Origin of the sequence: Streptomyces sp. NPDC058741 (assembly GCF_042746715.1) — a bacterium.
In the GTDB taxonomy this organism is placed as follows: domain Bacteria; phylum Actinomycetota; class Actinomycetes; order Streptomycetales; family Streptomycetaceae; genus Streptomyces.
In genome coordinates this window covers 26,958-40,765 of record NZ_JBHYQH010000045.1, presented here as the reverse complement: position 1 = coordinate 40,765, position 13,808 = coordinate 26,958, and the positions used below count along the sequence as shown (strand labels likewise).

Below are 13,808 nucleotides of genomic sequence, written 5' to 3'. Positions count from 1 at the left end.
GAGTACTGGGACACAACACCGTTCGCGGCGGAGCCCCGCGTGCGCCTCGGCGACCCCAGCGACGACGAGGGGCGTGAGGCGCGGCGCAGGCTCGGCATCCCGGAGCGCGCCCTGCGGCCCGCCGACGCGCGGCACCCCCTCACCCTCGGCCTCCTCGCCGAGGTCAGGGCGGCCCTCACCGACCCTCCCGAGGCCGCCCCGGCCGACCGGGACGACGTCTTCACCGCCCACCTCGACCTGATCTGCCTGCGCGTCGCCCGGCGCCTGACCACCGGCGGTGTGCGCGGCACCGCCGTACGCCGGCTGGCGGCGAAGGTCGCCGGGCAGGTGCACGAGGCGGCCCGACACGGTCTCGGCCCGGGGTCCGGCGCCCTGCACCGGGAGACGTTCGCCGAGGTGTTCCCCTGGGGAGCCGCCCCGGAGCGGCTCGGCGGCCACACCGGCTGGGCGTCCGCCGTGCTCGCCGAGGGCCTGCTCGTGCCGGCCGCCTCCCGTCCCTTGCGCCGGGAGTTGCCGGAGACGCTCCTCGCCCGCGAGCGGGACACCGACGTGCTGGACGCGCTGCTGCACGCCGCGGCCCACGACAGCGGCGACGACCTGAGCGACCTCGTCCACCGCGTCGGCCTGCTCCTCGGTCGCACCCCCGAGGGCGCCGTCCGCTTCGACCGCGCCCTGGTCGACCTCGGCCGGCAGGTGCCCGGCTTCGCCGCACGCGTGGCCGGCTGGCTGGCCGACGCCCCGGGGGAGTGGGCGGCCCTGGTCGGGCCCGCCTCACGCCGCACGAGCGAGAGCGACGCGGGGCCCCGCGTCCCGCGTGAGAGCCGCCCCCGGGCCCCGGGCCGGCATACGGTGCCGTGCGCCCTGTCACAGCCCCCATGCCGATGCGGGCGGGAGACAACCGGCATGGCACCCTTAGACCTGCGCACGAGGTAAACCACGGACAATCGACCGGACACGGGTTCGACGAGCTTTCGACAAGGAGCAGGCACAGTGCAGCGCTGGCGTGGCTTGGAGGACATCCCCGAGGACTGGGGGCGCAGCGTCGTCACCATCGGCTCCTACGACGGAGTCCACCGCGGACACCAGCTGATCATCCGGCACGCCGTGGACCGCGCCCGGGAGCTGGGCGTGCCCGCGGTGGTCGTCACCTTCGACCCGCACCCCAGCGAGGTCGTCCGCCCCGGCAGCCATCCGCCGCTGCTCGCCCCGCACCACCGCCGCGCCGAACTCATGGCGGACCTGGGCGTCGACGCGGTGCTGATCCTGCCCTTCACCACCGAGTTCTCGAGGCTGTCCCCGGCCGACTTCGTCGTCAAGGTCCTCGTGGACAAGCTGCACGCCAAGGCGGTCGTCGAGGGCCCCAACTTCCGCTTCGGCCACAAGGCCGCGGGCACCGTGGAGTTCCTGGTCGCGCAGGGCGAGACCTACGACTTCGAGGTCGAGGTCGTCGACCTGTACGTGACGGGTGAGGCCGGGGGCGGCGAGCCGTTCTCCTCGACGCTGACCCGCCGGCTGGTCGCCGAGGGCGACGTCCGGGGCGCGGCCGAGATCCTGGGGCGTCCGCACCGCGTGGAGGGCGTCGTCGTCCGGGGCGCCCAGCGCGGGCGCGAGATGGGCTTCCCGACCGCCAACGTCGAGACGCTGCCGCACACGGCGATCCCCGCGGACGGCGTCTACGCCGGCTGGCTGCACGCCCAGGGCGAGATGATGCCGGCCGCGATCTCCATCGGCACCAACCCGCAGTTCGAGGGGACCGAGCGGACGGTGGAGGCGTACGCCATCGACCGGGTCGGGCTCGACCTGTACGGCCTGCACGTGGCGGTCGACTTCCTGGCGTTCGTGCGCGGACAGGCGAAGTTCGAGACGCTGGACGCGCTGCTGGAGCAGATGGGGCAGGACGTGCAGAAGTGCCGGGAGCTGGTCGCGGCCGACGAGGTCGCCTCGGTGGAGGAGGCCACGACGTTGGTGACACCGTTCCGCAGCGGGGACACGGGCGGCTGATCACCGGCGGCGGAGTGGGGCCGGTGGTGGTCGCACCGGATATTCCACCGGCGTAGGGCGTCAACGCGGTCGGTTTCGCGCGGTCGGATTCGGATGCCCGTGTGCGGGAGTAGAGGAACCCCTCGACCGGGATCCTGTGGTACCTCCCGTCCTTGCCGTGTGCCGGGGCGTGTACGGCGTGATGCGCTGGTGCCGTGCTCCGATCAACGCTCGGGCGAAGGCATCCGCGACCACAGGCTCCGTTGTCCGTCACGATCCGCTTGTAGCGGTTGACCCACTTGGACGCGCACGCTCGGGGGAGGCCCGTCTCGGCTGCCCCATGTGCGAGGGGCCGCGTCCGGCACCGTTCGACGAGCCGGCGGCGACCTTCGACGGACAGCGGCCCGTTCTCGTGCATGGACGGGCAGAGTTCCTTGTTCGAAGGGGAACCTCAGGGCGGTACCTGGTGGCGGCCACACGCCCCCGCGGTGGTTGGTCACCGCTGGGTCAGCGAGTCCAGGAGTTCACGGCCGTACTGCCACGAGTCCAGGCCGCTGACGGAGTTGATGTGTCCGCACGCGCCCGCCAGGTGCCATCGCGCCTCCCACCGCGCCGCGAACCCGGCGGCTGCTTCGGGGGTGCAGTACGGGTCATTGGTGCTGCCCACCACCAGGCTCGGGCACGGCAACGGTTGTGCCGACGTCTCGATGAATGTCGCGGCCGCCTGGCGGGGGAACGCCGGCCCTTGCGGGTCGGGCGGTGCGACCAGGAATGCGCCGCCTGTCAGGCTCGAGGGGTTCTTGTCGAGCCAGGCCGACGCAGCCCAGCAGCCCAGGCTGTGGGCCACCAGCACAACGTGGCTGTCCTGCTGGGAAGCGTCGTCATACGCCTCCTGGACAGCGTCGACCCAGTCATCCAGATCGGGCGCGGACCACGAGGCAGGGGCGATCCTCACCGCTGAGGTGCCCCACTGCTGCTCCCACAAGGTCTGCCAGTGCTGCCCGTCCGAGCCGTCGATACCCGGGATGATGACGTACGCGGCCACTGCCCACCACCGTTTCACTCGTCGCTCCCTACGATCACGGGAGTGCCTGACACAGATTCTGTTGGATGCATCAGGGCAGCGGCGATGACACAAGTGATCTCAAAGAAGATGGTGCGTACGACAATGGAATCACTCGACCGGATAGACCGAGACATTCTCGCCCTACTCCAGACCGACGGCCGGCTGACCGGCGCGGAGGTCGGGCGCCGAGTCGGACTCTCGCAGCCCGCGGCCAGCGCGCGTATCCAACGGCTGGAGAAGAACGGCGTCATCACCGGCTACCGAGCCGTGGTCGACCCGACAGCCCTCGGGCTGAACATTCACGCGGTCATCCGGCTGCGCACCACGCACGCCCAACTCGCCCGCGCCCTGGACTTCGCCTCCCGGACCTCCGAGATCGCCTCCACCCTCCGAGTCACCGGGGAAGACTGCCTCATCTTCGACGTCTACTGCCCACAGGCAGGACGACTCGAAGAAGTTGTCGACGCACTTGCCCGTTACGGCCCTGTCACCACATCCCTCGTGCTCCGGGCCTACCCCCACAAGCCGCTGACCGACGCCACGTCGACAACGTCATGACCCGCAGTACCTAGGTCGCCCGTGGACCGTCCGCGGGGCTGTGGGGGCCGGTCGCGCTGTTCCCCGCGCCCCTGAGGGACGTCGCCCAGTGGCAGGCGACCTGGGACTCCCCGCTGCCGCTCAGCACCTCCGGGTCCTGGTGCCCGCACGCGTCCGCCACGCCCGCCCGTTCAGCCTCCCCGCTCGCCAGGATCTGGCAGCGGGCGTGGAAGCGGCAGCCGGGCGGGACGCGCGACGGGTCCGGTGGCTCGCCGGTGAGGATCACCGGGGCGCCCGGGGCCTCCGGGAGCACCGACAGCAGGGCCTGGGTGTAGGGGTGCCGAGGGGCCGTCAGGACCTGTTCCACCGCGCCCGTCTCCACGATCCGCCCCAGGTACATCACGGCGACCCGGTCGGCGATGTTCCACGCCAGGCCCAGGTCGTGGGTGACGACCAGAGCGGAGAGGCCGAGTTCGTCCCGCAGGCGCAGCAGCAGCGCGAGGATCTCGCCGCGCACCGAGGCGTCGAGGGACGCCACCGGCTCGTCGGCCACCAGGAGTTCGGGCTCGAGGACCAGCGCGCCCGCGATGACGACCCGCTGGCGCTGCCCGCCGGACAGCTCGTGCGGGTAGCGCAGGAAGAAGCGCTCCGGGGGGCGGAGGCCGGCCCGCGCCAGGGCCTCGGTGACCGCGGCGCGTTCGTCACCGCCGTGGCCGTGGATGCGCAGGCCCTCGGCGACCGCGTCGTACACCGTGTGCCGGGGGTTGAGCGAGCCGCTCGGATCCTGCAGGACCAGCTGCACGCGCTTGCGGTACGCCTTGAGGGAGCGGCCCGAGTGGTCCAGCTGACGCCCGTCGAAGCGGACCCGGCCCGATGTCGGTTCGACCAGGCCCAGCAGGCTGCGGGCCAGGGTCGTCTTGCCGCAGCCGGACTCGCCGACCAGCGCGACGATCTCACCGGGCCGGACGTCCAGGTCGACTCCGTCCACCGCGCGGGCCGGGGGGCCGCCGTGCCGGCCGGGGAAGGTGACGTAGAGGTCCTGGGCGCTCAGCAGCGGGGCCGTGGTGACCGCGGGGGCCGTGGGGGAGGTGGTCATGGTGTGCCGGGCCTCGCTTCCTCCAGGGTGTCCGGGTCCTGGGCCGGCCGTTCCTCACGGGTTTCGCTCCCGCTCGCCGCGCGCGGTTCACGGGCCGTCGTCCCACGCGCCGGTCGCTGCTCGCGGGCGGCCGGGCCGCGCGTGGTCCGCTCCGCACCGGGCTCGTCGCCCGGCGGGCCGGCCAGCACGCACGCGGCCCGACGCCGAGGCCCCGCGTCCCGCGGCGCGGGGTCCTCCGCGGAGCACGACTCGAGGGCCACCGGGCACCGGGGATGGAACGTGCAGCCGGACGGCAGCGCCGCCGGGTCGGGCGGGTCGCCCGCGAGCCCCCGCGGCGCGAACCGGGACCCCGGGTCGCCGATGCGCGGGAACGCGGCCGACAGCGCCTTGGCGTACGGGTGCCGGGCGTCCTCGTACACCTCGGCCGCCGGACCCTCCTCGACGACGCGGCCCGCGTACATCACCGCCAGCCGGTCACAGGTGTCGGCGAGGACCGCCAGGTCGTGGCTGATCATGATGAGGCCGAGGTCCTGGCCGGTCACGAGCTGCTCGATCAGCCGGAGGATCTGGGCCTGGATCATCACGTCGAGCGCGGTGGTCGGCTCGTCGGCGATGACCAGCCGCGGGTCGCAGGCCAGGGCCATGGCAATCATGACGCGCTGGCGCTGGCCGCCGGACAGCTCGTGCGGATAGGCGTCCGCGCGCGCCGCCGGGAGGCCGACCTGCTCCAGCAGCTCGCCGGTCTTCTTCCTCGCCCCGGCGGGGGTGGCCTTGCGGTGCAGCAGGATGGGCTCGGCGATCTGGTCGCCGATGCGGTGCACCGGGTTCAGGGAGTGCATCGCGCCCTGGAAGACGACGGAGGCCCCGGCCCAGCGCACCGCCCGCACCCGGCCCCACTTCATCCGCAGCACGTCCTCGCCGTCGAGCAGGACCTCGCCGGTGACCCGGGTGCCGGACGGCAGCAGCCGCAGCAGGGCCAGCGCCAGCGTGGACTTGCCGCAGCCGGACTCCCCGGCCAGCCCCAGTTTCCGGCCCGCGTCCAGACGCAGGTCCACCCCGCGCACGGCGGCCGCACCGCCCGGGTACGTCACCGTCAGGTTCCTGACGTCGAGCAGACTCAACGCGACACCCCCAGCCTGGGGTTGAGAACGGATTCCACGGCCCGGCCGCACAGCGTGAACGCCAGCGCCACCACCGCGATGGCGATGCCCGGCGGCACCAGGTACCACCAGTCACCGGCGCTGACCGCGCCCGCCTCCCGCGCGTCCTGGAGCAGGCCGCCCCACGACACGACCGCCGGGTCCCCGAGACCGAGGAAGGCCAGCGTCGCCTCGGCGAGGATGGCCGCGGAGATGATCAGGGTCGTCTGGGCCAGCACCAGCGGCATCACGTTGGGCAGTACGTGCCGGGACATGATGTGCCAGTGGCCGCCGCCGAGCGCCTTCGCCCGCTCGATGTACGGCCGGGTCTCCACCGCGAGGGTCTGCGCGCGCACCAGCCGGGCCGTGGTCGGCCAGGTGGTGACGCCGATCGCGACGACGATCGTGCTCAGCGAGCGGGACATCACCGTCGCCAGGGCGATGGCCAGCACCAGCGTCGGCATGACCAGGAACCAGTCGGTGATCCGCATCATCACCGTCGCGTACCAGCCCTTGAAGTGCCCGGCCGTCACGCCGATCAGCGTCCCGATCGACACCGAGAGCACGGCCGCGAGCAGCCCGACCAGCAGCGACACCCGCGAGCCCCAGATCACCAGGCCCAGCAGGTCCCGGCCGAACTGGTCGGTGCCGAGCGGGAACCGGGCGCTCGGGCTCTGCATCGGACGCCCCGGCGCCTCGGTCACGCTGCTGACGTCGGAACCCACGAACAGCGGTGCGCACAGCGCCAGCAGCGCGCACAGCGCCAGCACGGTCAGGCCGTACAGACCCGCCCGCTCCGCGCGGTACTGCCGCCAGAAGCGCGCCACGGACGCCCGGCGGCGCTGCCGGGAGAGGACGCGCGGGCTCGGAGCCGTTCCCGTCGGCGCCGTCATCGGGCCACCCGGGGGTCGAGCAGCGGATACACCAGGTCGGCGAGGGTGTTCATCAAAATCACCGCGGCGGCGAACACGAAGAACAGGCCCTGCACCAGCGGCAGATCGGGCACGCTCAGTGCCTGGTAGAACAGCCCGCCCAGGCCCGGCCAGGAGAACACCGTCTCGACGAGGATCACACCCGCCACCGTCCTGCCGAGGTTGATGAAGATCAGCGTCACGGTCGGCAGCAGCGCGTTCGGGACGGCGTGCCGGCGACGCACGAGGTCGTCGCGCAGCCCTTTGGCCCGCGCGGTCGTCAGATAGTCGCTGCCCATCTCGTCCAGCAGCGCCGACCGGGTGACCAGCAGCGTCTGCCCGTACTCCACCGCCACCAGCGTCACCACCGGCAGCACCAGATGGTGCGCCACGTCGAGGACGTACGCGAAGCCCTCTTCGCCGCCCGACTCCATGCCGCCGGTCGGGAACAGCCCGGGCAGCGGGCCGATGCCCACCGCCAGCACGATGATCAGCAGCAGCCCGAGCCAGAAGGACGGGACGGAGTACAGCGTGAGCGCCAGGCCGGTGTGGACGCGGTCGCCGATCCCGCCGCGCCGCCACGCCGAGCGGGTGCCGAGGAAGACGCCCAGCGCGGTGTACAGGACGAACGCGGTCCCGGTCAGCAGCAGGGTGTTCGGCAGCGCCTCGGTGATCTTGTCGACGACGGGGGAGCGGAACTGGTACGACGTTCCGAAGTCGCCGGTGAGCGCCTTGCCGCAGTAGTCGGTGAACTGCCGCCACAGCGGCAGGTCCAGTCCGAACTCCTCGCGGTAGGCGGCCAGCTGCTCGGCCGACACCTGGCGGCCGCCGGTCATGGTCTTCACCGGGTCGCCGGGGATCAGCCGGAAGAGGAAGAAGCTGGTGACGAGCACGGCGAACAGCGACACGGTCGCACCGGCCACCTTCCCGGCCAGGTACCGCGGGTACGCGGAGTTCCCGCGTACCCGCGGGCCGTCCGCCGGCTGCTGCTTGTCCTCGACCAGCGCGGGGGTCGCCTCAGCTGTCATGAGTGCCCGGTCGCCCGTCTACTCGCGGTCCTCGGCGGTCGCCCGCCGCCGCATCGCCGCGAAGGCGCCGACCCCGCCCAGGATCACGACGGCCGCGACGATCCCGACCACGACCCCCGTCGACGACGCGCTGTCCGAGGAGCCGCTCGCCTGCGCCGGAACCGCCGACCACCAGCTCCAGTAGCCGTCCTGGCCGTAGATGTTCCCCGCCTTCGCCGGCATGGTGGTGATCGACTCGACCTGGTCCGTCCGGAAGGCCTCGACCGCGTTCGGATACGCCATGACGTTCATGTACCCGAGGTCGTACAGCCGCGACTCCATCTGCTTGACGATGTCCGCCCGTTTGGCGGGGTCGTACTCGGCGAGCTGCCGGGCGTAGAGCCGGTCGTACTCCTTGTCGCAGATGAAGTTGTCGGTCGCGCCCGTGTCCTTCGGGGTCGCCGGGAGCGCCCCGCAGGTATGGATCGACAGGACGAAGTCAGGGTCGGGGTTGACCGACCAGCCGTCGAACGCCAGGTCGTACTCGCCGGCCAGCCAGGGGTCGGTGACGTTGTCGAGGCAGTCGAGCCGAACGCCGATGCCCAGCTCGCCCCACCACTCCTGGAGGTACTTGCCGACCGCCTTGTCGTTCGGGTCGGTGGCATGGCAAAGGAGGCGGTAGCTGAGGGGCTCGCCGTCCTTGCCGACGCGCTTGCCGTCGCCGTTCTTCTTGTAGCCCGCCTCGTCGAGCAGCCGCGCCGCCTTCGCCGGGTCGTACGCCAGCTTCTGGCTCGCGGACGGCTTCCAGAAGTAGTTCTCGAAGCGCGGCGGGATGTAGCCCTCGCCCTCGACGGCGTGGCCCCGGAACACCTTGTCGATGACGGTCTCGCGGTCGACGGCCATGAACAGCGCGTTGCGCACCCGCTGGTCCAGCAGCGAGGGGTGGCCGTCGCCGAACTCCTCGCCGTTCTTCGCCCTGGCGCCCGGGTTGGTGGCCAGGGCGTAGAAGCGACGGCCGGGGGCGTCGTTGACCTTGATGTTCTCCGCTCCCTTGAGGGAGTCCGCCTGAGCAGGCGTCAGGGACGGCGACCCGGCGACGAAGGACACCTCGCCCTTGCGCAGCGCCGACACCGCCGCGTCCTGGTCCTTGTAGTAGCGGAAGACCAGCTCGTCGAACTTCGGCGACCCGCGCCAGAAGCTCTTGTTGGCCTTCAGACGGACGTAGCTGTCGGCCTTGTAGCCGGTCAGCACGAACGGCCCGTTCCCCACGACGGGGAAGGTCTTGTCGTTGTTGAACTCCGAGAGGTCCGCGACCTTCTCCCACACGTGCTTCGGCACGATCGGCACGTCGAGCGCGGTCATCGTGGCCTGCGGCTTCTTCAGCTCGATGACCAGCTTGGTGGGGCTCGGGGCCGTCACCTTCCTGAAGTTGCCGACGTAGCTGCCGTTCGCGGTCGCGGCGCCGTCGTCGGTCATCATCGTGTTGAACGTCCACGCCGCGTCCTCGGCCGTGGCCCGCTCACCGTCCGACCACTTCGAGTTCGAGCGGATCGTGTACGTCCAGGTCAGCTTATCCGGCGACGCCTCCCACTTGGTGGCCAGACCCGGGATGACGTGGTTGTCCTTGGGGTCGTAGTTCGTCAGGTACTCGTACGTGAGCCGGTGGATGCTCGTGCTGAGCAGCCGGACCGCAAGGAAGGGGCTGAGCGAGTCCACGCTCTGCGCCACCGCGACGGTCAGCACCTTCTTGCCGTCGTCGGCGGCACGGGCCTGCTGGGGAGCCGGGTCGAGCGGGGTCGCGAGACCGGCGGTGAGGGTGAGCGCGGCCGCCCCGGCCACGGCGAGGAGCCGGAGGCCGCGTGGGAGGCTGCGTGTCTGATCGATCATGCCCATGGTCGGACCTCGCGTCATCGCTCGGACGGGAAGGACGGGTTGATCAGCTGTCAGGGGTTGATGAGTGTGTATCAGCGGCCGTCTCCATGCGTCAACGGCACGTTCACCCCTTGTGGCCTGCGGAAATAACGAATTGGCGAGCTTTTCGCACCCATTGGTCGAGACCACTGACGCGCCCCTGGCCAGGGCCTGGCAACGAATTTCCCGCGGAACGCGCCGCGGCCCGCGCCGAGTGGGACGGCGCGGGCCGGGAACGGGGACCGGCCCCTCGAAAGGGGCCGATCGGGTGCAGGCGGTTACTGCGTCGGAGGTGCGGGGGGATCAGCCGGGGGCGAGGACGGCGGCGTCTGTCCGTCGGGCCGGCCGGGGTGGTCGGGCTGCCCCGGGTGACTCGGGTGACCGGGCTGACCGGGCTGACCGGGGTACGGGTAGCCGTATCCCGGCTGCGGCGGCTGGGCCGGGGGCTGGCCGGGCTGGGCGTACGGCTGGCCGGGGTGGGGCTGGGCGTACGGCTGTCCCGGCCGGCCGGGCTGCGGGTGGGGCGGCTGGACGGCGGCCTGCGGGTACGGCTGTCCCGGCTGGGCCGGGGGCTGGCCGGGCTGGGCGTAGGGCTGTCCCGGCTGCGCCTGCGCGTACGGCTGTCCCGGCTGCGCCTGCGCGTACGGCTGTCCCGGCTGCGCCTGCGCGTACGGCTGTCCCGGCTGCGGCTGCTGGGGGTACGGGCCGGGCCCGCCCGGGACCTGTTGCCCGGGCGCCGGGTACTGCCCCGGGGCGGGCTGCTGCTGCCCGGCGGGGTACGGGGCCTGGCCCGGCATGACCTGGCCGGGCAGCGGCGGAGCGGCCACCGGCGGCGGGTTGCCGTCGGAGGTCCACAGACCGTGCGCCTGCTGGTGGCGGGTGAAGTCCTCGGCGACCATCGCCGCGAGGTGGAAGTACGCCTCCCGCACCTTGGGCCGCATCATGTCGAGGTCGACCTCGGCACCGGCGGCGAGATGCTCGTCGAACGGCACGACGACGACGCCCCGGCAGCGCGTCTCGAAGTGCGACACGATGTCCTCGACCTTGATCATCTTGCCGGTCTCGCGCACACCGGAGATGACGGTGATGGACCGCGAGACGAGATCGGCGTACCCGTGCGCCGACAGCCAGTCCAGCGTCGTGCTCGCACTGCTCGCCCCGTCCACGGACGGCGTCGAGATGATGATGAGCTGGTCGGCGAGGTCCAGCACACCGCGCATGGCGCTGTAGAGCAGACCGGTACCCGAGTCGGTGAGGATGATCGGGTACTGCCTGCCGAGCACGTCGATCGCGCGCCGGTAGTCCTCGTCGTTGAACGTCGTGGACACGGCCGGGTCGACGTCGTTGGCGATGATCTCCAGCCCCGACGGTGCCTGGGACGTGAACCGCCGGATGTCCATGTACGAGTTCAGGTACGGGATCGCCTGGACGAGGTCGCGGATGGTCGCCCCGGTCTCCCGCCGCACCCGGCGCCCGAGGGTGCCGGCGTCCGGGTTGGCGTCGATCGCGAGGATCTTGTCCTGCCGCTCGGTGGCGAGCGTGGAGCCGAGGGCGGTGGTCGTGGTCGTCTTGCCGACCCCGCCCTTGAGGCTGATCACGGCGATCCGGTAGCAGGACAGCACCGGCGTGCGGATCAGGTCGAGCTTCCGCTGCCGCTCGGCCTCCTCCTTCTTGCCGCCGATCTTGAACCGCCCGCCACCGGCCGCCGGACGACTGCTCTTGGCCTTCTGCCTCTTGCTGTTGAGCAGCCGGTCGGACGACAACTCCACGGCCGCGGTGTAACCGAGCGGCGCGGCGCCGGGGTTGGTCGGCTGCCGCTGGTCGTGCTGCACGGGCTGTGGCCAGGCCGCCCCGGTCCGGGGGTCGACGGGCTGCTGCGGCGGCAGACCGGGCTGACCGGGATGCGGGGCCTGGCCTTCCGGCTGCGGTTGCGGCGGCTGCTGGGGCTGAGGCCGGGCTTGCGGCGGGATGCTGGGCTGCGGCTGCTGCTGCGGCTGCGACTGCTGGTGGGGCTGCTGCTGGGCCGGCTGGGGGAAGCCGTATCCGGCGTGGGGGTTGGGGGCCGCCGGGGTGGGTGCGCCGGGGTGGGGGAAGCCGTATGCGGCCTGGGGGTGGGGGCTGACCGGTGTGGGTGCGGGTGCGTCGGGGTTCGGGAAGCCGTATCCGCCTTGTACGGCGGGTGCGGGTGCGGGCGGGGTGACGGGCTGCTGAGCCGGGGGCTGTTGCGCGGCCGGAGCCGGAGCCGGGGCGGGCGTGCCGGGGTGGGGGAAGCCGTATCCGCCGGGCTGGGGATGCGGGGCAGGGGCAGGCGGGGCTTCCGGCTGCTGCGCCTGCGAGGCGGGAGCGTGCGGCTGCGGGAACCCGTAGCCGCCCTGCGGGTCGGCCGCGGGTGCGGGCGGCTGCTGAGCCGGCACCGCAGGCTGTCCCGGCCCGGGCGCGTCGGTGTCCGGGGCCTGCGCCTGATGCTGCGCCTGGGAGGGCCACTGGTGCGCGGGCGCGGCCGGCTGGTACGACGGCGGCAGCGGTGGCACGGCTTGCGATGCCGGAAGGGACCAGGGCTCCTGATCGTCGGCCGGTTTCTGCGCGGCGGCGTCGTCCTGCGGCGCACTGTCCTCGGGAGCGGCGTCCTCGGTGCCGTCGTGGACCGGGACGGCACCGGACGGCACCGCGTCTGCCGGCTCGGCGTCTGCGGAGAGAGCGTCCGCCTGCTGGGCGTCGGCGGGCGGGGCGTCAACCGACTGGTTCCTGGCCGGCTGGTCCTCGGTCGGCTGGTCGTCGGCCGCGTCGGAAGCGGCCGGGTCGGCATCGGCCTCCGCCGACGGCACCTCGTCCTCGGGCGTCGCTTCCTCGACCGTGTCGTCTTCCGGCTCGGGGTCCTGAGGGACGGCGTCATCTGACCGGACCGCGTCCTGCGCCCCGGGAGTGGCGTCCTCCGCCTTCGGAGTCGCTTCCTCCGACGCGGTCACCGCAGCTTCCACGTCCTCGGACTCCGCGACGACGTCACTCGCCCCCTCCTGTTCGCCGTCGGCGACACCAGGGGTGCCCTCGACGTCCTCAGCGGGCTCCTCACCGCCACCGGTGGACTCCTCACCCGACTCGGCAGCGGCCACGACGTCCTCGTCCTGGCCGGAGGATTCGGGCCGTGCCTCGTCTTCCGCCGCGGCCCGCTCCGCGATCTCCCGCTTCAGGGCGACGGCGGAGAAGCGCATGGTGGCACCGCTCTCCAGATCACCGTTCTCGGACTCCGCGTCACCACCGGCAGCCGGAGTGCCCGGGCCAGCCGGAGCAGCTCTCTCGTCGGAAGCGGCCGGGGCCTCCGGCGGAGGCGGCGGCGTCCACTGCGGCTGATACCCGCCGACGGGGATGCTCGGCACAGCCGTAGGAGAGGACGCGTCCGCCCCGGGCCCTTGCTGCTGCTCGCCCTGAGGCTCGAACCCCACCGGCAGCCTCGGCACAGCACCCGGCCCCCCGGCCCCGGTACCCGGCGCTGGAGGCGTGAACGGCGCATCCGGCGAAGACGAGGGCGCGGGCGCGGGAGGCGTGAACGGGGCGCCCGGCGCAGGCGGAGCAGGCGGGGTGAACGGAGCGCCCGGGGCGGGAGGCGGCGCGGACGGCGTGAACGGCACCCCTGGCCCAGGAACGGGCGCAGGCGCGTGCCCATCTGAAGAAGGTGCGTGCCCACCTGCAGAAGAAGAAGGTGCGTGCCCACTTGGAGAAGAGAACTGCGCCCCCGAAGGATTCGCGTGCGGCGGCGGCGTCAGCCCCGGCAGCGGCGGAATCGGCCCCCTGGGCGCACCGCCGCCTCCGGAACCCCCGGCCGCCCCGGGAGAACCGGCCGCCCCGGAAGAAGCCGAAGTCCCCGAAGGGCTCGACTTCCCGGACGCCCCCGCCCCCGTCCCGGAGCCCGAACTCGCCGACGCGTTCTGCGTGTACCAGGCCGGCGGGGCGTAGTCGATGGTGAACTCGCCCGTCACCTCTGCTGCGGACTCCGCGTCGGGCTGGTCATCGCCGGGTGTCGCCCAGCCCCCGCGGATCCCGTCCCGATCGCTGCTCACAGTTCCTCCTGGTGTGGTCGAACACCCTCAAAGCGTGCTGGGGCGACCATTGCTGTCGTACGAATCAGTTGACTGTCCCCCCGGGTCACCCCCGGACACCGCTTCA

General features: G+C 72.5%; 10 protein-coding genes and 2 pseudogenes. 3 read left to right on the top strand and 9 right to left on the bottom strand.

Annotation, left to right across the window (positions count from 1 at the left end; genetic code table 11):
• The first annotated feature begins 39 nt into the window (after positions 1–39).
• Positions 40–933: a hypothetical protein gene (locus tag ACFW6P_RS27325; protein WP_386425128.1), complete on the top strand. Its 894-nt coding sequence runs from the start codon at positions 40–42 to the stop codon at positions 931–933.
• 57 nt (positions 934–990) lie between these two features.
• Positions 991–2,001 carry a bifunctional riboflavin kinase/FAD synthetase gene (locus tag ACFW6P_RS27320; RefSeq protein ID WP_386358607.1) on the top strand — a complete coding sequence of 337 codons (1,011 nt, stop codon included), beginning with the start codon at positions 991–993 and terminating at the stop codon, positions 1,999–2,001.
• Here the strand turns inward: ACFW6P_RS27320 and ACFW6P_RS27315 are convergent.
• Together ACFW6P_RS27315 and ACFW6P_RS27310 are read right to left on the bottom strand one after the other, a co-directional pair.
• A pseudogene (locus ACFW6P_RS27315) lies at positions 1,950–2,398 on the bottom strand (hypothetical protein); the annotation flags it as partial. The gene ACFW6P_RS27320 and the pseudogene ACFW6P_RS27315 overlap by 52 nt on opposite strands.
• A gap of 78 nt (positions 2,399–2,476) precedes the next feature.
• Complete coding sequence (locus tag ACFW6P_RS27310) at positions 2,477–3,025, bottom strand: RBBP9/YdeN family alpha/beta hydrolase (protein WP_386358605.1); 549 nt, start codon at positions 3,023–3,025, stop codon at positions 2,477–2,479.
• A 123-nt stretch (positions 3,026–3,148) separates the two neighbouring features.
• Here ACFW6P_RS27310 and ACFW6P_RS27305 point away from each other — a divergent pair, with 123 nt between their 5' ends.
• Positions 3,149–3,604, top strand: coding sequence for an Lrp/AsnC family transcriptional regulator (locus ACFW6P_RS27305; RefSeq protein ID WP_386358642.1), 456 nt, complete (start codon positions 3,149–3,151; stop codon positions 3,602–3,604).
• A gap of 10 nt (positions 3,605–3,614) precedes the next feature.
• Here the strand turns inward: ACFW6P_RS27305 and ACFW6P_RS27300 are convergent, their stop codons facing one another.
• The 7 genes and pseudogenes from ACFW6P_RS27300 to ACFW6P_RS27270 all read right to left on the bottom strand — a co-directional run.
• Complete coding sequence (locus ACFW6P_RS27300) at positions 3,615–4,679, bottom strand: ABC transporter ATP-binding protein (protein ID WP_386358603.1); 1,065 nt, start codon at positions 4,677–4,679, stop codon at positions 3,615–3,617.
• Positions 4,676–5,800 carry an ABC transporter ATP-binding protein gene (locus ACFW6P_RS27295; protein ID WP_386358601.1) on the bottom strand — a complete coding sequence of 375 codons (1,125 nt, stop codon included), beginning with the start codon at positions 5,798–5,800 and terminating at the stop codon, positions 4,676–4,678. Before ACFW6P_RS27295 ends, ACFW6P_RS27300 begins: the two co-directional genes overlap by 4 nt.
• Positions 5,797–6,711, bottom strand: coding sequence for an ABC transporter permease (locus ACFW6P_RS27290; protein WP_386358600.1), 915 nt, complete (start codon positions 6,709–6,711; stop codon positions 5,797–5,799). Before ACFW6P_RS27290 ends, ACFW6P_RS27295 begins: the two co-directional genes overlap by 4 nt.
• A complete protein-coding gene (locus ACFW6P_RS27285; RefSeq protein WP_386358598.1) occupies positions 6,708–7,757 on the bottom strand; it encodes an ABC transporter permease in 1,050 nt (349 codons plus the stop codon). Before ACFW6P_RS27285 ends, ACFW6P_RS27290 begins: the two co-directional genes overlap by 4 nt.
• Positions 7,758–7,775: 18 nt before the next feature.
• Complete coding sequence (locus ACFW6P_RS27280) at positions 7,776–9,629, bottom strand: ABC transporter substrate-binding protein (RefSeq protein WP_386425126.1); 1,854 nt, start codon at positions 9,627–9,629, stop codon at positions 7,776–7,778.
• Positions 9,630–9,925: 296 nt separating this feature from the next.
• Complete coding sequence (locus ACFW6P_RS27275; RefSeq protein ID WP_386425139.1) at positions 9,926–12,856, bottom strand: AAA family ATPase; 2,931 nt, start codon at positions 12,854–12,856, stop codon at positions 9,926–9,928.
• Positions 12,857–13,573: 717 nt separating this feature from the next.
• Positions 13,574–13,702 (bottom strand): annotated as a pseudogene (locus tag ACFW6P_RS27270) (SCO5717 family growth-regulating ATPase); the annotation flags it as partial.
• Positions 13,703–13,808 lie beyond the last annotated feature (106 nt).

Excerpts from the sequence above, each read along its gene's own strand:
- ACFW6P_RS27305 (WP_386358642.1), top strand. The coding sequence starts at position 3,149 with ATGGAATCACTCGACCGGATAGACCGAGACATTCTCGCCCTACTCCAG.
- ACFW6P_RS27300 (WP_386358603.1), bottom strand. The coding sequence starts at position 4,679 with ATGACCACCTCCCCCACGGCCCCCGCGGTCACCACGGCCCCGCTGCTG.
- ACFW6P_RS27290 (WP_386358600.1), bottom strand. The coding sequence starts at position 6,711 with ATGACGGCGCCGACGGGAACGGCTCCGAGCCCGCGCGTCCTCTCCCGG.
- ACFW6P_RS27285 (WP_386358598.1), bottom strand. The coding sequence starts at position 7,757 with ATGACAGCTGAGGCGACCCCCGCGCTGGTCGAGGACAAGCAGCAGCCG.
- ACFW6P_RS27280 (WP_386425126.1), bottom strand. The coding sequence starts at position 9,629 with ATGGGCATGATCGATCAGACACGCAGCCTCCCACGCGGCCTCCGGCTC.
- ACFW6P_RS27275 (WP_386425139.1), bottom strand. The coding sequence starts at position 12,856 with ATGCGCTTCTCCGCCGTCGCCCTGAAGCGGGAGATCGCGGAGCGGGCC.